We start from the raw sequence: 24,381 nt of genomic DNA on the forward strand, positions 1-24,381 counted from the left end.
AATACGGGAAAGGAGCGGCAGGCATGACCCCTTATCTGCGCGGTGAGCTGGCTAAAGAGGCTCAGATTAATATAGAAACACTCAGGTTCTATGAGAAAAACGGGCTGATCCCGCTGCCGCAGCGTTCAGCAGGCGGATATCGGCTGTATCCGGAGGAGACGCTCCTCCGGATTGCTTTTATCCGTAATGCCAAGAACTGCGGGTTCACACTTCAGGAGATCAAGAAGGCACTCGTTAAATCTGCCGACCGCAGCATCGGAATCAGTGATTTCGCCGAAGTCATTGAGCGGAAGATCGCCGCTGTCGATCTGGAGATTGCCCGGAGGAACGAGACACGCAGTCAGCTTGAAGCGTTAAAGTCCGGCATTCTGTCTCAAGACAGGCACCCGGGCGTGCAGGATACACTTGCTATGTTGAACATGAATGATTAATTCGCTGCCACCTGTAATACTTGAGGAATTGCCGCTTGACTCTGTATACAGCTACAGGGTTTATAGTATGGGCATCCCAGGATAACAGGAGGAATTACACGTATGTTGTATCCGAGCAGCACCCTGATTGAACAGTTGCAGGCCATTAGAGCTTATCTGAAAAGCAATAATAGTTACTCCAGAAGACAGGTTCAGGAGATCCGGGCGGCGGCAGTGGAAGCTTCCAGGCAGTTACCCATACTTGAAGGCGTGAAGGTTAAACCGGTTGAGGCGGAGACCTTCAGCGGAGAGTGGGTCAGGGCGGAGGGGGAAAGTCTACTAAGTGAAGGACAATTGCAACCCACGAAGAACAAGGTGATTCTATATTTTCACGGTGGAGGGTTCGTGTCTGGCAGCTGCGAGATCTATAGGGGTCTGGCAGCCCGTCTATCTGAAGCAGCTGGGGGAATTACCGTTTTAACTGTGGAGTACCGGCTTGCACCGGAGTTCTGCTACCCGGCAGCCAATGAGGATTGCCTTGCCGCTTACCGCTGGCTACTGGAACAAGGCGTTCATGCCGGGAATATCATAGTCTGTGGAGATTCCGTCGGAGGCACGCTTGCGCTGATGACCTTGATTACGCTGCGGGACCAGGGGGGCAAGCTCCCTGCCGGTGCCTGCCTGCTATCTCCCCATGCCGATCTTGTTCATTTGGATGGGGAGTCGTATGACAGCCGTGCGGGAACGGACCCGACAGGAAGCCGGGAAGCGAATCAGAGAATGATTGTGGAATATATGGGGGACTACAACGGTGCATGGCCTGCAATATTATCACCGCTAAGAATGGATCTCGGGGGCTTGCCGCCCCTGCTCATACAGGCGGGCGATCATGAGGTGCTGCTGAGTGATGCAGAACGCTTGGCTGAACAGGCAAGGGCGGCGGGCATCACTGTAGAGCTTCAAATCTGGGAGAACATGTGGTGCGCCTTTCAGCTGATGGCTGCCATGCTTCCTGAAGCGCAGCAGGCCATCGGAAATATAGGCAGCTTCATTAAGAAAGTATTGCAGTTGGAGGGCAGGCAAGATTAGCGCCGCAGCCTGAATGGGATCGTACAGCGTATCCAGTGGACGGGGTCAGAACAGCAGACGCAACAGCATCAGCGTCATAATACCGGTCAATACGGTGGCCAGCAGGCTGCGTGTCTTGACGGCTACCCAGAAGGTGGGGAGGGCAGCGATTAGCTCCACATTGGTAGACAGGACTGCGAACCTGCCGCCGGTTACGAGCAGCTCTTGGGCAACCAGTGCAGCCATGACGGCAATCGGCACATAGCTCAGCCAGCGCATGCCCCATTCCGGGATAGCGATCCGGCTTAGCAGCATCAGGGGAAGGACACGCGGAATGAAGGTGACGAGCGCGGCTCCGAGAATGATTATGGCAATATCCAGTCTTATTTCCATTGTTCCATCACCACTCCAATCGTTGAGGCTACCAGCGCCGCAGCTATAACGCCCATGCTGGGTGACCACAGCACTGAGACGAGCACGGCGACCACAGCGGCCGCTAGGCCGACAGTGATATCCAGTTTATACTTGCGCCGGCCCATAATGGTTAGGACCGGCAGTCCGATGAACATGGCTGGCAGGGCGAAATCCAGTCCCCATTTCTCAGGGCTGGATATCCATTGACCGAGAATAGCACCAGTGATATTAGCCAGGAACCAGTTCAGATAAGCGGTAATATTCAAGCCGTGCATCCATCTCTCGCTGATTTGCTTCCTTGTGGCGCTCTTCTGAATGGCTACGCCGAAGGTCTCATCTGTAAGCAGCGAGCCGATCAGCAGGTTGCGCAGCGGGGGCAGATGGCGGAAGTAAGGCGACAATGCTGCGCTTAACAGCAGATGGCGCAGGTTAACCAGCAGAATCGTAATGACAATACCGGAGGCGCTGCTCCCGGCGGCAATCATGCCTGCGGCAATGAACTGGGCCGAACCGGCGTATAGGATGATGGAGATCATGGCGATTTCGGCAAGGGTCAGCCCCGCTGTTTTCTCCACAACGCCTGCGGCGAACCCGATGCTGAGATAACCGAGCAGGGTGGGTAGGCAGTCCTTGACCCCTTGCCAGAACGTATCGCTGTTCTGCGGAACGCTTGGGCTATCTGTAACCAGGCTGCCGCCGGATAGCGGCTCCTGATGAATGGATTCAGGCTTCATGGGCATACTCCTTCAGGTTCATGGAATAACGACAAGTACAGCGTCAGATTTAAACTAGTGGATGGGGCGCTATCATACCTGAATGAGTACAGGAGTGGAGCCCCCTACAGGTGTCATTCCCAGATGAAGACGAGAGTTGTCCATTAGGGACGTTGGCCTGACGTAACGGACTGAGGTGCGCTTATTCTGGTATAAAGTCACCACTTGGGCAAGTTATGGACCTCATGGAGCTTATTCATGGAATTTCTACTCCTAAACCTCTCGTAGAGAGACGATAAGGGCTACTCAGTCCGTTAAACCGCAAAAAGTGGCGTTTGACTGGGGATAGGGTCTCTCAGGTCCGTTAGGAGCACACTCGAACGGCCGGTGATGTTTCGTTTTACGGAACCTCCGGGATTCGACTCTATTCACAGAATTACATCGGATACTCTACTATCGCCGATAATAAATACATTGTATTAATATCTAATAATTCCTAGCGAATTGCAAGGGAATATGAGCTGTAACTGTAAAAAGGGTTCCGCCGTCCACAGAGCGATCTGCGGCAGCGGAACCCTTTTGGAGTTCATGGTTATTTCAAGACCAGTACACCGAACCCTTCCATCGTGTAGCTCCCCGACAGGGTCTGGCCGCTTAAGAGATCCGTCTTGGCTGTCTTAAGCACAATCTGTGCGGGTTCTTCGCTGTAGTTGAGCAGGAAGGCGACACCGGAAGAGGCGTCTTCCCCCATAGCACGAATCTGCAATTCAACCTCTGGCGGCAGCTCCGCCCAATCGGCGGCTGGCGAGACCAAACCCAGACCGCCAAGTATCTGCAGCACAGCAGGCTCATTGAACACGGCGCCGTAATACCATACTTCGCCTTTGCCCCTGGTGTTGCGGGTTACCGCCGGTTTGCCGGCATAGTAGTCGGACGCATAGGTTGCTATGACCTCGACGCTGTCCTCTTCCACCTGCAGAATGTCATTGAAGGCATCTGCACCGGTCAGTGCTTCAGGATCATGGTTCCAGCGGATGGAGGTAGGCTTGCGCGTTCCTTTGACCAGCGTGAATTCTTCCACGGTTACCCCGCACATCTCCTGCGCCGCTCCGGGAAAAGGCCGCATGTAGCATTGTCCGGTAATATCCTTATAGCCTGTGCGGCAGCCGAAGACCAGCTTCCCGCCTTGCTGTACATACTGGTCCAGCAGGGCCGCCGTATCATCGGTCATAATCGCCGGATGCGGGTAGACCAGCACTTCATAACGGGCAAGCTCTGCAAGGGTTGTATGGCTGCGCAGGTACAGAACGTCATTCGGAATATGCTTCCGCTGCAGAGCCTTGAACCATTCCTTGTTGCTCTGCCACATAAACGGGCCGTGCCAGACATCATATTCCCCGTCCCACTCATTGTCATAATCACGTACGATAGCAACGCTCGCCTGAGTCCGGCTGCCGATGAACTGCTGTCCGATGCTGGCCAGCTCGCGGCCGATCTGCTCCGCTTCCCTTACCCTCCGGTTAGGCTGGTTATGGTAGTCGTTCAAGCCGTGCCAATAGATCTCATTGCCCATCGTAGCGGTCCGCCAGCGGAAATAGAGCAGCATGTCAGCGCCGTGGGCGACGGACTGGTATGTCCAGAGACGCATCTGCCCCGGCTTTGGTGAAGGCATGTCCAGCCGGTTGACCCAGCCCCCGGGACCGGATTGCTGTTCCATGACACAGAAGTTGCTGCTGACCGAACGTACAGCCGACAGGGACAGGCCCCAGCCGCGGTCAAGCATCGGGTTCACCTCAGCCGGATCGAAGCCGATGGTGGAGAATTGCGGGTACGAGTCATAGCTGAAGAAATCCAGCAGCTCGTCATTCAGCTCATGGCTGTCCAGATGTCCGAACAGACCGTTCGTGGTAACCCACTGATTAGGGGCCAATTCCCGGAGGATATCTGCCTGGATTTTGGCGAAATGGATGGTGTTGTCAGAGATGAAGCGCTTCTCGTCCAGAGCCTGGTGCGGATTCGGCTGATTCGGTGAAGGGGTAGGCCGGGTGAGGCAGACCTGAGACCAGCTCGTATAGGTCTGATTCCAGAACACCGTGCCCCAAGCCTGATTAAGCTTGTCCAAGGTGACATACTTCTCCTGCAGCCAGAGGCGGAAGGCCTGATGATCACTCTCCGAGTAGAATACATTGATCTCACAGTTCAGCTCGTTGTCAATCTGCCAGCCGACAACGCCCGGATGATTGCCGTAATGTTCAGCAAGCTTCGTTACAATTCGGGCACAGAGCTCACGGTATTTGGGACTGCTGTAATTGTAATGGCGGCGCATGCCGTGCTGTAGCGTCACACCTTCATAAGTAACATTCAAGGCCTCAGGGTACTTCTCTGTAAGCCAGGCAGGTGGAGTGGCCGTAGGCGTTCCCAGAATGACCTTCAGCCCGTAGCTGTGTGCCATGTCGACCGCACGGTCAAACAGATCGTATTGAAATACGCCTTCTTCCGGTTCAAAAATGGACCAGGCGAACTCAGCCAGACGTACAATGGTGAATCCGGTTTCAACCATACGCCGGTAATCGTCAGCCCACATGGATTCAGGCCAGTGCTCGGGATAATAGCAGACGCCCAGTTCAAATCGTTCTGCTGCAACAGGTTTCTTCATCTTAACCTCCAAGTGTAAAAATATGCTTTAATTAAGCTACCAATCTATTGTATTATCAGCAGTGTATCCACTTATATAACAGAATATTGCTATTATATCATTATATTGCGTGCTTGATTCAGCGCAGGGCAGGAGGAGATTCACATGAGAAAACACTGGGTTCTGCCGCAGCCCGCTTATGCCCACTATGTATGTTATCCGGAGATGCTGGGGCATTACAGCGACTTCCCGGAGCATGCAGAGCGCAGAAGCGAGGGGTTCTTGAACAGCTATAATCTCCACATGGTTTTCGGGGGAGAAGGATATGTGTTTCAGGGAGGGGAGCGGATATCCATGAGGCGGGGCAGCGGGTTTCTTTTTCCTAGGGGGGCTTATCAGCAGTACGGTTCTGATCCCGGAGCCGCCTGGGATGTGCGCTGGATGCACTTCGCCACGACTATGCCTCTGCCTATGCTGGAGGAGGCGGATCAGTCACGCGGCTACTTCTTCACCTTTGATCCCGCCACCGGCTATGAAGCGCTCTTCGAGGAAATGTACCGGCTCAGCGCAGGCTATGAGACCCGGAGTGAACCGCGCCTCTCCACATTGCTCTATGAGATTCTGGTTACGCTGATGCAGAACTCCGAGCCGCTCCACGGCTCCGTTCCGCTGGAGATCCGGCATTCCATCCGGCTTACAGCCGACAGGATCTACAGTGAGTGTGAGCGGCCCTGGACGCTAGAGTCTATGGCTAGACTTGCCGGTTATAGCAGCTACCATTTTCTTCGCCTGTTCCGCAGCATTATGGGCAAGACGCCGAACCGGTATTTGAGCGATTGCCGGATGGCCCGGGCCAAGCTGCTGCTGGCTTCCACCAAACTGTCCGTTGCACAAATTGCGCTGCAGAGCGGCTTTCAACAATCGAGTTATTTCATCAAGGTGTTCAGACAGCTGGAAGGGATGCCGCCGAACCAATACAGACGTTCCTTTAACTCATAGAATCAAGTCTTTTTAGGACCAAGTATTAAGAAAGTTTGTTACATTTATGGCAGAGTTCACGCCGCGACAGTCTTGATTATGTGACAGAAAGTTACAAATGGAAACAAAGGGTTACAAAGTGGATACAAATTCCACGCGCCAAGCAACTATACTATTGCTAGTAAATACATCTGGAGGGAAATAAATGAGAAAGTATAGAGTTACATATGCTGCATTGCTGGTGAGTTCACTCGTTGCCGGCCAGGTGGCTGGCAGTATCACTGCGCCTGCTGCACATGCAGCCCCGGCGGCGAAGGCCCCCGCAATATCCGCTCCGGCGGCATTCAAGTTCAATTCCGTTCCCATGGGTGCCGGAGTGACCGCAGTACTGGAGAATATCAACATATGGAGCCAGTCCAGCGGGAACATCTTGTCATACACACTTAAATATACGAATTCCGGCAATTCAAGCGCAAGCTTAATGCATTATTTCTCACGCGTGGTCACTCTTGGTGGGTCAGTGCTTCCAGGTAATCCCTTAGGTGCGGATGCCCTGAAGAAGAAGGTCGGCGCCAAAGAAACCCTTAGCGTGACCTACTATGTAAATGTGGGACAAACCTCCTCTTTGCAGGGGATCAAAATCTCGATGCTGGTCTGGGATGCCAAGGCGAAGGGGTACCTGAAGCAGACGGGATCTTTTGGAGTGCCAGCTAATTATTCAACTACAGCTGCAGTTGGAACAAGCCTGAATACAGCCATGAACGACATCCCCGTTGCAGCTAGTGCAGATTCCCTCCAGCTCTATAAATACAGCGGCAAGGTTTATGCCAAAGTAGGGGTCAGTCTGACCAACAAGGGCAATAAAGTCCTCAGTGATCCGGGCTATTCGGCTTATCTGGTATCAGCCAGCGGCACCTCCTTCGAGCTGGCGCTGAGCGGCACACAGGCCGATTATAAGATTCAGCCGCAAGAGAAGCGGAGCATTTATTATATTACCGAAATCCCGGCCTATCTCAAAACAGATAATATGAAGCTGCAATTCACGAAGAAGGATGAGACCGCGAAGCTGGAGCTGGCAAAATCCTCTTATAAGCTGCCCGCAGCAAGCTCGCCTGATCTGGTAGTGGGCAGCGGGGTAGTCAAAAAGATTGTAGTCAATAACAACACAGTAGACACGCTGCTCCGCAACGCCAATGTGTACGCACAGGATGCAGATGCGGTATGGACGTTCCAGATGCAGCTTAAGAATACCGGCAACAAGGCGGTAACCCTGCCAAGCTACGACCTGGCGGTCAAATCGGTGAAGGGCAAGGTCTTTCCGGTGAATTCCAAAGGCGTAAGCGGAGTCACCCTCAAACCTCTCGAGACCAAAATCGTACCGCTTACGGTTCGCGTACCGCTTGAAGTCGATCAATCCGGACTACAGCTCATGATGATAGAATCGGTAGGCGCAGAGAGCCCAAGTGTACCTGATCCGAGCGGAACCGGCGAGACACCCGGGAATACCGGGACACCGTCCACTGCGGCTCCTGCAACACCGACTGCCAAAGTGATTTTCCCGGTCGCCTACTTCGTCATTCCATACGCACTTCGTACGGAAGTCATGTCCGGCCAGGAGTATATGACCACGAATTCATACGGCTCCTTCTCATACAGCATTCAATCTCTGCAGCGCTATCCTTGGAGAGATGATGACATCGTAGCTGCCAGACTGAGAATCACTAATACCCAGAACGTGTCTCTTACGCTGCCTGAGCTGAAGGGAACCATTAAGCTGGATAAAGAAAACCTGCCCGTGACTACAGAGCTGTATTTGGACAATAAGGATACTTCTGTCCTGGCGCCAGGGAAGTCGGTGGAGCTGTATGTACTCGGCAAAATCGCCTATACCTCTGAGTTTCAGAATATGCGGATTGCTCTGAACGGCACACAGAATTCAGAGACCGTTCCGTTCCTGGATGTCAGCGTCAACAACTCGATTAACAGTATTCCGACCATCGAGAAGGGCAAGAGCTACACCATTAGCGGCAAAGGCAAGACGGCCAGTGTACAGGAGAACCGGACAACGATCTATCAAGGGGAGAGCCACAATCTGGTATACACAGAGCTCTATCTGAGCAGTGAGGAGAAAAGACAGAGCAAAATGGCCCGTCTCCAGGCTTACTATAAGACCAAGGACGGCCAGTATTTCGAAGCGGGCACCAGCCAGTCGGAGAACAGCGCGTCTCCGGGTGCCAAGCAGCTCGTAGTCCTGTGGGCCAAGGTGCCTAAGGCTACAGACCTCGCGGATGCCGCGCTCTACCTCGGTTCCGGTATCAAAGAAGGCAAGCTGATCGAGGCCAAGGAGGAAGCAACCGGATTCGTCAATGTGGCAGCACTGCAGCTGAATCCGCAGGCTAACGTACCGAAGAATACGCTGGAATCTACGGTCTTATATCCTTATACGATTTCTGTTCTGACCTCTGAAGGCAAGCGGATGAAGTCATCGGATACCTTGGACATTACTATGAACTACAGCCTGAGGAAGGATAACCTCTACGATGCAGGCGTTCTGGAGCATAAGCTGATTCTGCAGATTACCGATCCGTTCGGCATCGCTACCGAGAAGGTTCTTACACTGGGGACAGACTTGATTGAAGGGACGAACAACCAGTATTCCTTCTCCCTCAGCAGACCCGTGTACAAGACGATGGACGGCGGCGCTTATAAGTTAGCTTTCTATGATGAATTCCAGGGTGAACGTCTGATGCTGGGCAGCCAGGCCTTTGGAGTCACTAACGTGGTTCCGAACAAGACACAGGAATAATCGTCATTCGCTCAACTACAACATTCTTGTATTTTTAAAAAAGGAGCAGCTTCCATGTTGCGTGTTGAAGATATTACGCATTCGTACAAAAGCGGTAATGAATGGACATCCGTTCTTCATAAAATCAATTTCGTTGTCAAAAAAGGGGAGATGGTTGCACTGCTGGGCAGTTCAGGGTCCGGTAAGTCAACGCTCCTCAATCTGATGGCCGGCTTGATGAAGCCGACGGAAGGCCATATCTACATTGCCGATCAGGATATTGTGAAGATGGGCGAGAATAAGCTGGCCGAGTTCCGCCGCAAGAATATCGGATTTATTTTTCAGGCCTATGAGCTGATTACCAGCCTGACAGTCCGCGAGAACGTGGAGCTTCCGCTGGTCTTCCAGTCAGTATCGCCCAGGGCCCGCAAGGCCAAGGCGCTTGCACTGCTGGAGCAGGTGGGGATTCCCGACAAGGCGGATGTGTTCCCCTCACAGCTCTCCGGGGGACAGCAGCAGCGCGTCAGTATCGCCCGGTCACTGATCACAGAGCCGTCGGTCATCTTCGCCGATGAACCGACGGGGAATCTGGATTCCAAGACTGAAGAGGAGATTATCGGCATTCTGCTGAACCTGAACCGTACGATGAAGACGACATTTATTGTCGTTACGCATGAATATAAGGTGGCTGAACAAATGCAGCGGATTTTCACGCTGAAGGACGGCTTCCTGGTCACTGAAACGCAGGCAGAACCGCACATAGAACCGCACACAGTAACAGAGCCGCAGATCGAACCGCAGCTTGAGCTGCAGACTGAAGTACAGATTGAAGAGCAAATCGCTGAGGAAGCTGAACCGCAGACCATGGTAGAGGTTGAAGAACAATTAGCTGCAGGAGCTGAACAGGAAGCTGTAGAGCCAATACCGCAGACAGCAGCAGTGGATGAAGATCCGCCAGCTGATGAATCTGAACACCAGACCGCTGCGGAAGCTGATCCTGCAGAGGGAGGGAAGCCGTGAAGATCAGAGACATTTCACGGATGGCCTGGGAACAGGTCAAACGGCGCAAGGTGGTTACAGGTCTGTGTATGACCGGGATTTCCATCGGCTGCGCAGCCATTATTGTAGCCCTGAGCGTAGGTCAGTCTGCACAGGTCTATGTGACTGAACAGGTGAACCAGAATTTCAAAATGGATGAAATCATGGTCTCGCCGGGCGGCGGGCCTCCAACGAACGGGAAGAGCGGAGGTGGAGGCGGCGGATCGGGTGAGGTGAATGAGAATCTCGACCCCGGCAAGCTGACCGACCAGAAGCTGAAGATTATCCAGGGGCTGAATCATGTGAAGGCGGCTTCGCCTTTTCATCAAGCAGGATATCTGCAGATGGTAACCATAGACAACAAGATCTCCGATGTTCAGGTCGTTGTCGCCGATTTACAGAAGCTGACGGCGTACGACCACAAGTTCAAGCAGGGAGGGGCGAATGGTCAGCTCGGATCCATTGTGCTCAATCACGGGGCTACACTGGGCCTGATTGACCTGGAGACCCGGCAGAAACTGTTCGATCAGATGAGTACCGATCCGTTCAACCAGGAGCTGTACCAGCAATATGACAAATTAGCTACTGTGCCTACTGAACTGTACCGCAAGCAGGTTCAGATTCAGGCGCAGGACTATAGCTCTACATCACCGGTGTTCAAGCTTAGCTCGCCCCTGCAGATCTCCGGAATTCTGGCGCTTCCCAAGGGAATGGATGAACTGCGGTCATCCTATGAGAAGATTATGTATGTGTCTCCCGAGACCGCACAGCAGCTCTCGAAGGAGCTTGCATTCGATAATTCCACCACCAGTGTGCTTACACTCCCGCCGGAGGGCAGCTATAACTCGATTACAGTCAAGGTGGACGACGTGGCGAACATCAAGCCGGTAGAGCAGATGATTCAGAAGCTGTCACTGAGTGCTCAAGACAATCTGTTCCAGCAGGAGATGCTGAAGGAGCAATTTGATATGATCAAAATGGCGGCGCTCGGCATCGGGGTATTCATCCTGATCATCGCCTCCATCTCCATCATAGTGGCCATGACCATGTCCACCCATCAGCGGCGGCGCCAGATTGGGATTATGAAGGTCCTAGGGGCCAACATGGGGCAGATCCGTAATATGTTCATTACCGAAGCTGCACTTTTAGGGCTGCTCGGGGGCATGCTGGGCGTCGCTTTCTCCTATTTAATTGTCATGGCGCTCAACAAGCTGGTGGGCAGTGCAGGGGATGGGATGAATTTCTTCATTCCGACGACGAATCTGCCGATCGGGATATCCTTTGCCATTATGACCGGCGTGCTGTCGGGGATCTATCCTGCGATCAGCGCCTCCAGAACCGATGCATTAACTGCTATTAAACGAGACTAACCCTATGCTAGAAAGGAAGCCGAAACGATGAAGAGGACTCTAAAGAAGAGCCTGAAATGGATCATAATCTTAGGTATCATCGGAACTGCCGGTTATTTTGGATATACCAAATTCTTCAAGGCTGATGAGACCGCAAATCTCCCGGTTGAAGAGGTGCAGGTGATCAGCTTCCCGGTAACGGAAGAGACGTTAACCAGCTCCGTGCAGATCAAAGGCAGATCGCAATATCAGAAGGAGACGCTGGTATATGCCCCCTTTGCTTCCAAGGTCACTTCCTGGAAGGTGGAGAATGGGGCCCAGGTGAAGAAGGGCCAGGTGCTCTTCACCCTGGATCAGAGCACACTCCGTAATGAGATTGCGACGGCGGAGGCAGCCGCCCGTAAGGCGAAGCTGGAAGGGGAGCTGAACGCTTTTGTCAGCCAGCAAGAGGATGATTCATTGGCCCCGGCCGGTACAGAAGCGGAACGGCTGAAAGCCTTGGCTGCCCAGGAATCCGCCCGTCTGAGTGAGGAGCTGAACCAGGTGAATGCCGAGATTCAAGCCAAAGAGCTTACGGAGAAGAAGGCGAAGCTGAACACTGCGGTATACCATGCACCGGAGAACGGCATCTTTCTCTTCGACAGCAGTGCGGAACGGCCGCAGACCGTCACCGACAATCAGTACATCGGTAAGATTGTGGACACGAACAAGGTAGAGTTCATAGCACAGGTCGGGGAGCAGGACATCTTCCGCATCAAAAAGGGCATGAAGGTGAAGGTGAAGATGACCGCTGTAAAAGATCTGGTCCTGGACGGAGAGGTAACCGGAGTGGCCAAGTTCGCTACGACGACCACCGGACAAAACACGGCAGGCCAGCTTCCGCAATTCGAGGTGGTCATCTCCATGCAGCCGGACGAGCATTTGATGGGCGGCCTTAGCCTGAGTGGAGACGTAGAGACTTCGCGCAAAGAGAAGGCGGTAGTTGTATCCAATATCGCCGTCATCCGTGAAGGGGATCTGGCCTTCGTTATGGTGGACAAAGGAAACGGCCAGTACGTACGTAAAGAGATCAAGACCGGAATGGAAACGACGGATAAAACAGAGGTGCTGTCGGGACTGAAGGCAGGAGACACCGTGGTTCTACAATAGTTAGCAGTTGTTAGAAGTAGTTGAAAACAGCTGAAAGCCCCAAACCCGGGTATTAACCGGATTTGGGGCTTTTCTGCGGATTGTAGCCTGAGTGGGGGCAGCAGTTGTTACTTCCGTATGAACGGCTTACGCCAAGCCTGGATGTCACTGTTCAGTCCGGCGAGATCTGGCAAGGACACCGCTTCGTCCGTTAACTGATACTTGGCCTTCAGCGCCAGAATACGGTAGACACTCTCATCAATGCGGGATTCAGAAATCTTGCCGTTCTTGACACTGTCCAGCAGTGCGGTCCGTACGGCCTGTTCGTTCTTGTACTCATGAGCGACCAGGAGGATGTCACTTCCGGCCAGTACGGTGTCTACTGCGGCAGCCGGGAGGCTGTAGTTCTTGACAATAGCGCCCATCGTCAGATCATCCGTAATCACAACCCCGTCATATCCCATCTGTCCGCGTAACTGCTGGCCGATAATCACTTGGGACAGAGAGGCAGGCTTGTCCGGGTCGAGCTTCGGATATAGAATATGGGCCACCATTACAGCATCGGCCTTCTCCCGGATTGCTGCCTGGAATGGCAGCCATTCCAGTTCTGCCAGCTGGGCCTCTGTCTTGTTGATGACCGGCAGCTCCAGATGAGAGTCTACTGAGGTATCTCCATGGCCCGGGTAGTGCTTGACTACAGGAATGACGCCTTCACGTTCAAGCCCCTGCATCTCGGCAATGCCAAGCCGGGTGACCAGCTCTGCGCTGCTGCCGAAGGAACGGTCACCAATCACCGGATTATCCGGGTTGCTGTTGATGTCAAGCACGGGCGCGAAGTCCATATTGAAGCCGGAGGATTTCACCGCCCGGGCAAGCAGTTCGCCCATCGTTCCCGCAGCAGCGGCGTTGTCTCCGCTGCCGACAGCAGCGTTCGAGGGGAAGGTAGCGTAATCATCAGGAAGACGGCTGACCTTGCCGCCTTCCTGATCGACACTCATGAACAGCGGCGCGGGATTCCCCGCATTGCTCTGCTTCAGGGCGTTGGTCAGCTGCACCAGTTCCTTTAAGTTGCCGACATTATTGGAGTACAGAATGATTCCGCCCACCTTATCTTCGGCAATCATCTTCCGCGCTTCAGCTCCTGCCGTTTTGCCTTGGATGCCGACCAGCAGCATCTGCCCGATCTTCTCCTCCAGGGTCATTCCGGCGAGCTTCCGGGAGATGGGGTCAGGAGTGGCCGAAGCCGCTGGTGACGGTGTCGCTGGAGCTTCGGTTGCCGCAGGCGTCTGTGCAGCAGCCGGGGAGGCTGACACCGCTGCCGGAGCGGAGCCGGTGGTGCTACCCTGTGCGGAATTTCCATTCCCCTCGCAGCCGCTTGCCAGAAGCAGGCAGGCGGAGGCGGCGAGCAGGAGGAGAGAGCGGCGGGGGTACTTATTTTTTATTTTTTGGCGGCTGAACCATTTCATCGGGGGAATCTTCCTTTCGATTGCGGTTTGGCGGATAAGGATGATAGAATGAACAAGACATTACATAAGCACTGCTTCAAGCATAATCAATACTATAGGATGAGGTGACCTGTCAATGAAAGAGCAATTAATGAACTCGCTTAATGAACAAATGAATTTCGAATTCTATTCTGCTCATGTCTATCTTGCGATGGCGGCGTATTGTTCCGGTGAGAGCCTGGACGGCTTCGCCAATTTCTTCCTGGTGCAGGCTGAAGAAGAACGGTTCCATGCCATGAAAATCTACAAATTCCTGAATGACCGCGATTACCGGGCCACCCTTGCGGCGATGCCTGAACCGAACAATGAGTATAGCTCCATGCTGGATGCGTTCGAGCATGCCTTCGCCCATGAGCAGCAGAACACGAAGAAATTCTATCATCTGGCGGATCTGGCCCTGGATGAACGGGAGCATGCGACGATCTATTTCCTGAAATGGTTCATTGATGAGCAGGTGGAAGAAGAGGCGCTCTTCAGCAACATTATCGCCAAGCTCAAACGGATCGAAACCGACAGCAATGCCTTCTATATGCTGGATGCAGAATTTGCAGGACGGTCGTTCACTCCGCCAGCGGAGTAGAGGACAGCCAGTGTAACCGACCATACGCAAGCTCAGCGGCGTTCTCCTGAAGAGGGGAAGCCGCTTGTTTTTGTGCGCCGACTTAGGGTTTCCATATAGTTAGACTACGTTTTTGGGGAAAAGTTACACGGCCTGTCAGCAGCAGATGAGCTGCAAAGTTGAACAAGGGCAAAGAATGTAGGGGACCGCAACTTACTTCCGGCTTCCCAACTCTATTTAGCGGGGTTAACTCTTGCGCTGTCCGGCAACACTGTTTCTCTAGACCCACCCGTAAGTCAGCGTGTAGTATGGAACAATACTAATCTTTGGAGGTCCTTTTTCTTGGAAAATTACAGCGACATCAAACAAAGTGAAAAAGGAGCATGGCTAAGTCTTTTAGCATACATACTCTTATCTGCCGTCAAATTATTCATAGGAACGGTGTCAGGCTCTCAGGCACTCCTTGCTGACGGGCTGAATAACAGCACCGACATTATTGCTTCCCTGGCTATCCTGACCGGGCTTAGGATTTCCCGCAGACCCCCGGATTCCAACCATAGCTATGGTCATTTCAGAGCAGAGACAGTTGCCGCACTGGTCGCCTCTTTTATCATGATTGCTGTAGGCTTCCAAGTGCTCTATCAGGGTGTGAACAAATTCATTCAGCCTTCGCTGGAGACCCCTGATCTGATTGCCGCGTGGACGGCAGCTGCCTGTGCTGTGGTGATGATCGCCGTATACCGTTACAACATCAGGCTTGCCCGCAACCTGAACAGCAATGCAATGCATGCAGTGGCGCAGGATAACCGTTCGGATGCGTTGGTCAGCATGGGAGCCTTTGTCGGTATTATCGGCTCACAGTTTGGAATTCCCTGGTTAGATCCGCTCACTGCCACGATTGTCGGATTGCTGATCTGCAAGACGGCCTGGGATATTTTCCGCAAAGCTACACATGACCTCACCGACGGCTTCGATGCCGGTAAGCTTGAGCTGATGAAGCAGACGGTCGCGGAGATTGAAGGCGTGGAGTCAATTAAAGATATCAAGGCCCGTATTCACGGCAATAATGTGCTGGTAGATACCACAGTGCTGGTGGATTCCAATCTGAATGTGGTGCAGAGTCACGATATTACCGAGGAGATCGAAGATCAGCTTAAGGACCGTCATCAGGTCGCTACCGTGCTGGTCCATATCGAACCAATGTGATCAACAGGTGCACAACAAGAATAAGTTACATGAATTGCCTTGCTTTCGGGTGGGGCGATTTTTTTGTGTTAGATAAGGCGCACTAAAGAAATTAACGAAAAGCAAAAAGAAGCGGAGGGGAAATTTGGAACTGTAGGAGCGATAGCGATCGCCTTTGTCACCGGATTTCTACCACGAATAGTGGTTTAAATCAAGAAATCTGGGGGCGGGCAGCGGCCGGAAGTCCAAATGTTCACCGCAGCGACAACCAAGCTTCGAGTTCAAACCTTGAGTACGTCTTATATAGATTGGGAAAAAACGTTCTTCCCCCGGGCCCAGACTTGCCCGCATTCCAGGAACATGTATATAATATCAATATGTTATTAACAAACGAATCCTATTAATCAATTCAAGACAAGGAGAATATCCATGCCAAATCAACCGTTCACCGACCCTAACGGCTTAAACGAGGAGCAATTCCTGCAGAATTATAATGCGGGCAGCTACGAACGTCCGTCTGTCACCGTCGATATGCTGATTTTCACCGTGATGGAGCAGGAGCAGAATAACTACCGCAAGCTGGCGGATAAGTCCTTGCAGCTCTTGCTGATTCAGCGCGGGGAGCATCCTTTTCTGGGACAATGGGCCTTGCCCGGAGGGTTCGTAGGGATCAGCGAGAGCGTAGAGGAAGCAGCCCGCCGGGAGCTGTACAGCGAGACTAATATCGATAACATCTACATGGAGCAGCTGTATACCTGGGGCGATGTAGACCGTGATCCGCGGATGAGGGTGATCAGCTGCTCCTACATGGCGCTCGTGGACCGCAAGGCTCTGGACGTACAGGCAGGGGATGATGCAGCCGCAGCCGCCTGGTTCGACGTCTCGTACCACATTCTGGAGACCCGCCGTGAGGCGCTGGAGCAGGACGTCCGCCAGGAGACACTGGTGGAGATTATACTGGAGAGTGAGCAGGAGAAGCTAAGCGGGGTGATCAAACTTACGGAGACTATTCAGGGGCATGTCCGCCAGGTCAGCCGTGAGATCGTGCGCAGCGCGGGGTTTTCTTTTGACCATCTGCTCATGGTGCAGTATGCCATCGAACGTCTGCGCGGCAAGGCGGAATACACGGATATCATCTTCAATCTCATGCCGCCGCTGTTCACCTTGTCCGAGCTGCAACGCGTCTATGAGATTATCCTCGGCAAAGAGCTGCTCGCCGCCGCCTTCCGCCGCAAAATCGCAGAGCGGGTCATCGAGACGGATCAGAGCACCCGGGATGCCGGACACCGTCCCTCGAAGCTGTACCGGTATAACCGGGAGTGGAATTTATTTTGAGAATGCCCTCCTGTCCGGCAACGCTGCCTTGTGATGTTGTTAATAGAACTTTCATAGGGAAAAGCAGACAATTAGTTATATTTTGACTATTGTGTTTATGGAAAAGGACAGGGTGAGCCTATGATTAGCTGGAAGGATTCGTATGATATCGGAGTAGAAAAGATTGATTGTCAGCACAGACAGCTGCTGATGAAGCTGAATGATTTTTTTGAAGCCTGCAGCAACCAGCAGGGCAAAGAAAAGATCGAAGAAACGCTGAGGTTCCTCAAGGACTATACCGTGGAGCATTTCGGCAGTGAAGAGCAGCTGATGAAGGATATCGACTTCCCGGAGCTGTCGGAACACCAGAAGACCCATGCAGAGTTCGTGCAGACGGTGTTGGAACTGGAGGAGACGATCAAGACCAAGGGCGTATCCGTCTTATCCACAATCAAGCTGAACCGGACGCTGACAGACTGGCTGATCAATCATATTCATAAATGCGACAAGCTAATCGGTGAATGCATCGCTGCCAAGGGGAACCGGGCGGTCTAACTGAATGATCGGAAACAAGGAGATGCTGTAAGGCATTTCTTTTTTTATGTTAGCTGCTTGGACCGGATGTATACGAATTGATATTATCATAGTATTCATTGTGTTTAAGGGGGGAGGATCATCATGGATTGCCTGGGCTGTAGAATTGCGAACGGGCTGGAGCCTGATCTGAATATCGTCTATGAGAATGAATATATAACCTGTGTACTCGATATCGATCCCTTCAATGAAGGTCATACCCTGATTCTGCCGAAAAAGCACTATTGGGACGTCGATGAGATGGATGCGGAAACTGCACACGCAATTATGGAGGCTTCACAGAAGCTCTCCGCGCTGCTCAAATATCTGTACCAGCCGGACGGGATCAGAATTATTGCTGATGGCGGTAAATTCAACGATCTAACTCACTATCATATGCATGTCATTCCCCGGTATGAGGGGGACGGGCTACTGTGGGGAGAACCGCTGCACCCGGACGGAGCCGGGGAACGGCTGGGGGAGACGAGACGGAGAATGGTAGAAGTGTTGGTGAATGAAGCCAAGGGAAGTATGTTTAATCAGTAAGGATAAAATGGTATACTGAAAATAATCAGGAATGGAGTGAGAGGCTCATGCTTGAACTGCTTGATCCGCGAGTAGATGTTATTTTTAAACGAATCTTTGGCAGCGAGCATAATAAGGATGTACTGCTGGCTTTTCTGAACAGCACATTCCGCGAGGCGGGCGAACCCCCTCTGACTGAGATTGTCTTGCTTAATCCTTACACGGAGCCTGACAGTCCGAACGATAAGCAATCGATTATGGACATTAAGGCGAAGACGGCGAAGGGCGAGCTTTTAAATATTGAAATGCAGTTATTTAACCCATACCATATGGAAAAACGCACACTTTTCTATTGGTCTGAAATGTATTATCATCAGATTCCTAAAGGCGGAAATTACAATACGTTGAGGAAATGCGTGACTATTAATATACTGAATTATTCATGTCTGCCTAATGACCGTTATCATAGTGTATTTCATCTGCGAGAGGACCGTACGGGAATTCCGCTGCTGGATGATATTGAAATTCATGTAATTGAGCTGACCAAGCTGAGTGAACATGCGGTAGAGCTTGAAGAAGGCGGACTGGTGAACTGGCTGCTGTTTCTAAAGGGAGTCGATCAATCCAACTGGGAGGTGCTGACCATGAAAGAGCCGATGCTAAAAAAAGCGATGGACACCCTGGAATTTCTGAGCCAGGATGCGGCAGCGCGAATGGCTTATGATGCCCGGATGAAGGCGCTGAGCGATGAACATTCTCGTATTGAAGGAGCCAAGGCCGAGACGAGTAAAGAAATTGCCATTAAACTTCTGGAGCGCGGCATAGACCTGCAAACCATTTCCGATGCCACCGGGTTATCGCTTGAAGAAATTAAGGGACTGAGACAATAAGCGAAAGCACGCATTCTATCTACGGCAGCCGCAGGGCTGTCTTTCTTTTTTTATCCAAGGGGAACTCAGGTTTATCACAGGTTGACGGCACAGTTTATACCTGGTGAATACTTTGTGTTATGATTTGAAGTAGATAGGATAGAAACTTACTTTAAGGGAGTGGAATGAAGTGAGAAACATGCGGATGCTGGCCGGGGCTGCGGTCATGGTGCTGGTGCTTGGACTGGTGAATGTCTATATTGGATGGCATCTGTCCGTATTGCTCCAGGCATGGCTGCCGGGGATGAATATTGCTGCGTACTGGACTGTCTTTCTTGTCATTTCCTTCTCTTATATGATTGGCCGGGTGCCGCTGCCGCAGGCGCTGAGACCGGTAGGCAGGTTGTTCAAAGTGATCGGCTCTTATTATCTGGCTTGTATGGAGTTCGCGGTGATCATGCTGCCGCTGACCGATTTGCTCTATGGTGTGCTGGTGCTTGCAGGCGTAGGACTCTCCGCATTCGTGACGGAAGCAGGGACTACAGTGCTGGTATTGCTCGCCGTCTTCCTGATCTGGGGATCACGCAATGCCTGGAGTACTGTGGTGCGGACCCACCGGCTTAAGGTGGACAAATCCATCGGAACCAGCGTTCCGCTGACGGTAGCAGTAGCCTCCGACCTCCATCTGGGCAACATTGTCGGCAACCGCCATCTACGAAGAATGGTCAGGGAGATGAACGCGATGAACCCGGATATCGTGCTGCTGGCCGGGGATGTGCTGGATGACAGCATTGAGCCTTTTCTCCGCAATGGGATGGAGCAGCAGCTGAAGCAGCTGAAGGCACGTTATGGAGTCTACGCCGTGCTGGGGAATCACGAATACTACGGCGGCTCGATTGCGCAGTATACGGAGGTTATGCGGAGTGTCGGCATTCAGGTGTTACAGGATGAAGTGGTGGAGACGTCGGGAGTCTACGTGGTCGGGCGCAAAGACAAGACTGCCGAGCACATGGAGGGTGGACGGCTCAGCGTGGAGACTCTTCTACATGGAGTGGACCGCAGCAAGCCGATCCTGATGATGGATCATCAGCCGACCGGCTTTGGGATCGCTTCACAGGCTGGAGTGGATGTGCTGCTGTCAGGACATACCCACCGGGGGCAGATTGCACCGAATCACTGGATTACCAGACGTTTGTTTGAACTGGACTGGGGATATCTGCTCAAAAACAAGCTGCATGTCATTGTCTCTTCCGGCTACGGAACCTGGGGGCCGCCGATCCGGCTGGCCAGCCGCTCTGAACTGATCAAGCTGGAAATTGTGCTGGATGGCAGCATGAGCTATGGTGAAGACAAGGTGTCAGCTGCGGCTAAGCCTGTTTTGATCTAATGTAATTCTGCATGTGGCTGTATCGATCCCTCTGCCTTTCTTAGGAAGGATAGGGGGTTTTTGTTTAACTAAGAGGGAGTTGTTCTGTTTCTTTTGACAATCCGGACAGAATCAGCTACTCTATCTGTAGATATAGTTAAGCTATTAACTAAATGGAGTTGACGACTGCTAATGGATGATTTACAAAAGTTTGTGCTTGAGCTGCCGCTTGAAAATGAGGTTTTCTTCGCCTTGGTGGGAGCGACTGCCGGCACTGTGGCCGTCTCCGAGAAATACTGGCAGGCGCAGGGGCTGAACGGGGCAAGAATCCGCGTTCTGGTTGAGATTGCGAAGCAGGGAGGATCGATCCTGCCCTCACTGCTTGCTGAGCGAATCGCGGTAACCAAAGCCAATATCAGCCTGCTGCTGACTCCGCTGGAGAAGGATGGCTATATTACGAGGGCGGCTCACGCACAGGATGGGCGTAAGACGGTCATTTCACTGGCCGAAGCAGGTAAGCGCCTGCTGCTGGAACAGCTGCCGGGGAACCGGGAAGCGGTTGCGGCAGTAATGAACCGGCTGGATGAAGGGGAGCTGCACCTGCTGCTAGGGCTGCTGAACAAGCTGAGCAGAGGATAGAAGGTCTGGAATGTTTCACTTGCCTGGAGGCTGCCCGCAGACAGAGATTATATATAGCGGCTTGAATATGCCGATGGATATGTGAAGAAATCTGATTTCAATAAGGAAAGGGTGTTATCGCCTATGACGACAATAATGATTACGGGAGCAAACGGGCAATTGGGGAGTCTGATTCTGGAGAATCTGCGCAGCCGCATCCCTGTAGGGCATATCATTGCCGGAGTAAGAAGTGTTGAGCAAGCTTCTTTTATCCGGGAGCAGGGAATTGAAGTCCGCAAGGTGGATTATGATGTGCCGGAATCACTGAATGAAGCTTTTGACGGGATTTCACGGCTCCTGCTGATCTCCAGCTCGCACACGGATGATAATGTTCGTCTGGCTCAGCATAAACGGGTGATTGATGCGGCCGTGCGAAGCGGGGTGGGGCATATTCTCTACACGGGCTTTGCCTTCTCACAGCAGAGATCAGATCCGGGCAAGCCGGATAATGTGCATACCCTGACGGAACAGGCGATTATGGAGTCCGGGATGGAATATACCTTTTTGCGCAATGCTCTTTATATTGATTTCGTTGGGGTGCTGGGACTGAAGGAGGCGCTCTCCAGTGGAGAGTTGGTGACGGCACCGGGAGAGTGGAGGTTCAACTCGGTTGGCCGCCGGGACCTTGCATTGGCTGCTACTGCTGCTGTACTTGGCGAAGGGGGAGCAGGCAACCGTATCTATGAATTGACCGCTCCGCAGACCTGGGATTTTGGCGATCTGGCTGAGGTTCTGACAGAGGTTGCCGGGAAGCCGGTGGTGCACCGCCAGGATGACGGAGTTCAGCACTGGATCTATGCTTTTATGAGCAAGCTGGATACTTCGTCTACCTCCGGAGATCTGGAGCGGCTTATGGGCAGACCGGTCACCCCGCTGAGGGACAGCATTCTGCCTTTTATAGTGTAGAACGTACTGGCCTAACTGAGCTTGTTGGTGTGGAGTCCTATTGTTTTGAGCAGGGTTTGTTGCTAGTATGATGACATTGATCAGGCAAGCCGGAGGGAGCGTATGTAAGTTGAAAAAGATACTGGTAGCCGACGACGATGTTCATATCCGCACGCTGCTGCGGCATGTTCTTACCAGAGAGGGATATCAAGCGATAGAAGCCGGAGACGGGCTGGAAGCGGCGGCACGCATGAAGGAGCAGACGGTCGATCTGGCGGTGGTGGATGTGATGATGCCGCATATGGGCGGATTGGAGCTGTGTGCATACATAAGGGAGAACTACGATATTCCCGTAATTCTGCTGACGGCCCGTCAGCAGCTCAGTGATAAGGAGCAGGGTTATCTGCACGGGACGGATGATTATGTAACCAAGCCTTTTGAGCCGGAGGAGCTGCTCTTTCGCATCAAGGCCTTGTTCCGCCGTTATTCCATCGCCTCAGATGACCGGATTCGCCTGAATTCGCTGGTGATAGACCGTAAGAATTACGAGATCAGTGACGGGACAGAGGTGCTGCTGCTGCCGGTGAAGGAATTCGAGCTGCTGGCTCAGCTGGCCCAATATCCGGGACGCCTGTTCACGCGTGGTGAGCTGATTGAGCTGGTCTGGGGAGCGGACTACGAAGGGGACGAGCGGACGGTGGATGTGCATATCAAACGCCTGCGTCAGCGGTTCAGCGAATACCAGAACGATTTTATCATCCGTACGGTCCGGGGAATTGGCTACAAAGTGGACATGGTGAACCCATGAGATCGCTCTATGTAAGGATGAGTATTATCTTCTGCTCGGTGATTATGATCAGCAGTGTGCTGGGATTTCTGGTCTCCAACCTGTATTACCAGTCACAAATCAAGCCGAAAAATGATGCTAAGCTGACCCGGATGGCCATAGGTTTGCAGCAGTTTATTGAGGATCACCCGGATGCGGTGGAAGAATATCTCCTGAGTACGGCTTCCCTGGGGTACAAAATGTATCTGGTCAATGCTGGCGGAGAAGAACGCTTCTACGGCCTGCCTTTCCGCAAAAATGACCTCAAGGAGGAGTCGCTGCGCAAGGTGTTGGACGGGGAGATCTACCATGGGGTGGGGAATTTCCCCGGCCAGCTGTTCGTGACCGGCTTTTTCGATAATCAGCTCAGCAATTCCATTGGGGTGCCGGTCCATATTAACGGGGAGACCTATGCCTTGTTCATGCGTCCGGATGCCCAGGTGCAGTTCGGGGAGCTGCGGATCTTTTTTGTCGTGATCATTGGGGTCATTATTCTGCTAAGCCTGTGGTTCATGCTGATTACTGTATTTCATGTGGTGCGGCCGATCACCCGGCTGACCGAGGCCACGCTCCTAATCTCCAAGGGGCGCTACGACATCAAGCTCTACACCGCACGCCGCGACGAGATCGGCCAACTGGCTTCCCACTTCATGACGATGAGCCGAGAACTGGAACGCACGAACCGGGCAAGACAGGAATTTGTCGCCAATGTCTCGCATGAGATTGAATCGCCGCTAACCTCTATTCAGGGCTTCGCTCATGCGCTCCAGGATGGTACCCTGCCGGAAGCTCAGCGTCTGGAGTATCTGTCTATTATCGGGGATGAGAGCCGGCGGTTGTCCATGCTCAGCACGCAGCTGCTCACCTTGTCCTCGCTGGACTATGACGAGCATGCCCTGCAGAAAAGAAGCTTCGATCTGCGCGCCCAGCTGCGCCAGGTAATTCAGATTATGGAGTGGCATCTTACGGAGAAGGAGCTTGCGGTACGGCTCCATGCCGGAGAGATCACGCTTGCGGGTGATTCCAATCTGCTCTATCAGGTGTGGATGAATCTGGTGACGAATGCGATCAAATACACCCCGGTGGGCGGGACCCTCAGTATCGCAGCGCATGTGGAAGGACAGCAATGTATAGTAACCGTAACCGATAACGGTGCGGGTATTCCGGCGGAGCAGCTGCCGATGATCTTCGACCGGTTCTATAAGGTGGACCAGTCGCGCTCCCGTGAGCCAGGCAGCAGCGGGCTGGGACTGGCAATCGCTCAAAAGATCGTCCAGGCGCATGGCGGAACCATCGAGGTGACGAGCACAGTAGGAGAAGGAACTACGTTCACTGTTTCTTTGCCCTGCCACCCTGCCGCTATATAAGTTGAACTGAAAATTTAGAGTTAAAGGAAAAGTGGCGGAGGGGAATTTTGGAACTGGAGGAGCGGTAGCGTCCGCCTTTGTATTTGGATTTCTACCGCGAAGAGCGGTTCAATCAGGAAATTCAAATACAACAGCGGCCGGAAGTCCAAAACTTCTCTGGAGTCACGGCAATCCCAAAACATAGACTTATAAGTTCAATCTATATAGTGTA

21 protein-coding genes and 1 pseudogene are annotated in these 24,381 nt (G+C 52.6%); 18 read left to right on the forward strand and 4 right to left on the reverse strand.

The window, feature by feature from the left end; all coding sequences use genetic code 11:
- The first annotated feature begins 23 nt into the window (after positions 1-23).
- The gene (locus tag NST43_RS13300) at positions 24-431 is read left to right on the forward strand and encodes a MerR family transcriptional regulator (RefSeq protein WP_339224841.1); all 408 of its coding nucleotides are present in this window, start codon (positions 24-26) and stop codon (positions 429-431) included.
- Positions 432-533: 102 nt separating this feature from the next.
- Complete coding sequence (locus tag NST43_RS13305) at positions 534-1,499, forward strand: alpha/beta hydrolase (protein ID WP_339224842.1); 966 nt, start codon at positions 534-536, stop codon at positions 1,497-1,499.
- A 45-nt stretch (positions 1,500-1,544) separates the two neighbouring features.
- Here the strand turns inward: NST43_RS13305 and NST43_RS13310 are convergent, their stop codons facing one another.
- From NST43_RS13310 to NST43_RS13320, 3 genes are all read right to left on the reverse strand, one after another.
- The gene (locus NST43_RS13310; RefSeq protein WP_339224843.1) at positions 1,545-1,871 is read right to left on the reverse strand and encodes an AzlD domain-containing protein; all 327 of its coding nucleotides are present in this window, start codon (positions 1,869-1,871) and stop codon (positions 1,545-1,547) included.
- The gene (locus NST43_RS13315; protein ID WP_339224845.1) at positions 1,862-2,626 is read right to left on the reverse strand and encodes an AzlC family ABC transporter permease; all 765 of its coding nucleotides are present in this window, start codon (positions 2,624-2,626) and stop codon (positions 1,862-1,864) included. Before NST43_RS13315 ends, NST43_RS13310 begins: the two co-directional genes overlap by 10 nt.
- 571 nt (positions 2,627-3,197) lie before the next feature.
- Positions 3,198-5,261, reverse strand: coding sequence for a beta-galactosidase (locus NST43_RS13320; protein WP_339224846.1), 2,064 nt, complete (start codon positions 5,259-5,261; stop codon positions 3,198-3,200).
- A 144-nt stretch (positions 5,262-5,405) separates the two neighbouring features.
- Here NST43_RS13320 and NST43_RS13325 point away from each other — a divergent pair, with 144 nt between their 5' ends.
- From NST43_RS13325 to NST43_RS13345, 5 genes and pseudogenes are all read left to right on the forward strand, one after another.
- Positions 5,406-6,239: an AraC family transcriptional regulator gene (locus NST43_RS13325; RefSeq protein ID WP_339224848.1), complete on the forward strand. Its 834-nt coding sequence runs from the start codon at positions 5,406-5,408 to the stop codon at positions 6,237-6,239.
- 184 nt (positions 6,240-6,423) lie between these two features.
- Complete coding sequence (locus NST43_RS13330; RefSeq protein WP_339224849.1) at positions 6,424-9,024, forward strand: hypothetical protein; 2,601 nt, start codon at positions 6,424-6,426, stop codon at positions 9,022-9,024.
- Between the two features lie 54 nt (positions 9,025-9,078).
- Positions 9,079-9,738 (forward strand): annotated as a pseudogene (locus NST43_RS13335) (ABC transporter ATP-binding protein); the annotation flags it as partial.
- A 281-nt stretch (positions 9,739-10,019) separates the two neighbouring features.
- Positions 10,020-11,411, forward strand: a complete 1,392-nt coding sequence (locus NST43_RS13340) for an ABC transporter permease (RefSeq protein WP_209986254.1) — start codon at positions 10,020-10,022, stop codon at positions 11,409-11,411.
- A 27-nt stretch (positions 11,412-11,438) separates the two neighbouring features.
- Positions 11,439-12,539 (forward strand): efflux RND transporter periplasmic adaptor subunit, encoded by a 1,101-nt coding sequence (locus NST43_RS13345; RefSeq protein WP_209986256.1) that lies wholly within the window; start codon positions 11,439-11,441, stop codon positions 12,537-12,539.
- 107 nt (positions 12,540-12,646) lie between these two features.
- Here the strand turns inward: NST43_RS13345 and nagZ are convergent, their stop codons facing one another.
- Positions 12,647-13,984, reverse strand: a complete 1,338-nt coding sequence (nagZ, locus tag NST43_RS13350; protein WP_209986259.1) for a beta-N-acetylhexosaminidase — start codon at positions 13,982-13,984, stop codon at positions 12,647-12,649.
- Between the two features lie 115 nt (positions 13,985-14,099).
- On the opposite strand from nagZ, the gene NST43_RS13355 reads away from it, so the two are divergent.
- The 11 genes from NST43_RS13355 to NST43_RS13405 all read left to right on the forward strand — a co-directional run bounded on the left by NST43_RS13355 (position 14,100) and on the right by NST43_RS13405 (position 24,170).
- Positions 14,100-14,603 carry a ferritin gene (locus NST43_RS13355; protein ID WP_209986262.1) on the forward strand — a complete coding sequence of 168 codons (504 nt, stop codon included), beginning with the start codon at positions 14,100-14,102 and terminating at the stop codon, positions 14,601-14,603.
- 321 nt (positions 14,604-14,924) lie between these two features.
- Positions 14,925-15,788: a cation diffusion facilitator family transporter gene (locus tag NST43_RS13360; RefSeq protein WP_209986265.1), complete on the forward strand. Its 864-nt coding sequence runs from the start codon at positions 14,925-14,927 to the stop codon at positions 15,786-15,788.
- Positions 15,789-16,196: 408 nt separating this feature from the next.
- A complete protein-coding gene (locus tag NST43_RS13365; RefSeq protein ID WP_209986268.1) occupies positions 16,197-17,102 on the forward strand; it encodes an NUDIX hydrolase in 906 nt (301 codons plus the stop codon).
- Between the two features lie 120 nt (positions 17,103-17,222).
- The gene (locus tag NST43_RS13370; RefSeq protein ID WP_209986269.1) at positions 17,223-17,636 is read left to right on the forward strand and encodes a hemerythrin family protein; all 414 of its coding nucleotides are present in this window, start codon (positions 17,223-17,225) and stop codon (positions 17,634-17,636) included.
- 123 nt (positions 17,637-17,759) lie between these two features.
- Positions 17,760-18,200, forward strand: a complete 441-nt coding sequence (locus tag NST43_RS13375) for an HIT family protein (RefSeq protein ID WP_209986272.1) — start codon at positions 17,760-17,762, stop codon at positions 18,198-18,200.
- 47 nt (positions 18,201-18,247) lie between these two features.
- Positions 18,248-19,069, forward strand: a complete 822-nt coding sequence (locus NST43_RS13380) for an Rpn family recombination-promoting nuclease/putative transposase (RefSeq protein ID WP_339224850.1) — start codon at positions 18,248-18,250, stop codon at positions 19,067-19,069.
- Between the two features lie 178 nt (positions 19,070-19,247).
- The gene (locus tag NST43_RS13385) at positions 19,248-20,435 is read left to right on the forward strand and encodes a metallophosphoesterase (protein WP_339225412.1); all 1,188 of its coding nucleotides are present in this window, start codon (positions 19,248-19,250) and stop codon (positions 20,433-20,435) included.
- Positions 20,436-20,606: 171 nt separating this feature from the next.
- The gene (locus NST43_RS13390) at positions 20,607-21,053 is read left to right on the forward strand and encodes a MarR family transcriptional regulator (RefSeq protein WP_339224851.1); all 447 of its coding nucleotides are present in this window, start codon (positions 20,607-20,609) and stop codon (positions 21,051-21,053) included.
- 123 nt (positions 21,054-21,176) lie between these two features.
- On the forward strand, positions 21,177-21,998 hold the full coding sequence (locus NST43_RS13395; protein WP_339224852.1) for an SDR family oxidoreductase: 822 nt from the start codon (positions 21,177-21,179) through the stop codon (positions 21,996-21,998).
- A gap of 109 nt (positions 21,999-22,107) precedes the next feature.
- Entirely contained in the window at positions 22,108-22,785 is a 678-nt protein-coding gene (locus NST43_RS13400) for a response regulator transcription factor (protein ID WP_339224853.1), read from the forward strand.
- On the forward strand, positions 22,782-24,170 hold the full coding sequence (locus NST43_RS13405; protein WP_339224854.1) for a HAMP domain-containing sensor histidine kinase: 1,389 nt from the start codon (positions 22,782-22,784) through the stop codon (positions 24,168-24,170). The genes NST43_RS13400 and NST43_RS13405 overlap by 4 nt, the downstream gene beginning before the upstream one ends.
- The last annotated feature ends 211 nt before the right edge of the window (positions 24,171-24,381 follow it).

Origin of the sequence: Paenibacillus sp. FSL H8-0332 (assembly GCF_037963835.1) — a bacterium.
Taxonomy (GTDB): domain Bacteria; phylum Bacillota; class Bacilli; order Paenibacillales; family Paenibacillaceae; genus Paenibacillus_AQ; species Paenibacillus_AQ rhizoplanae.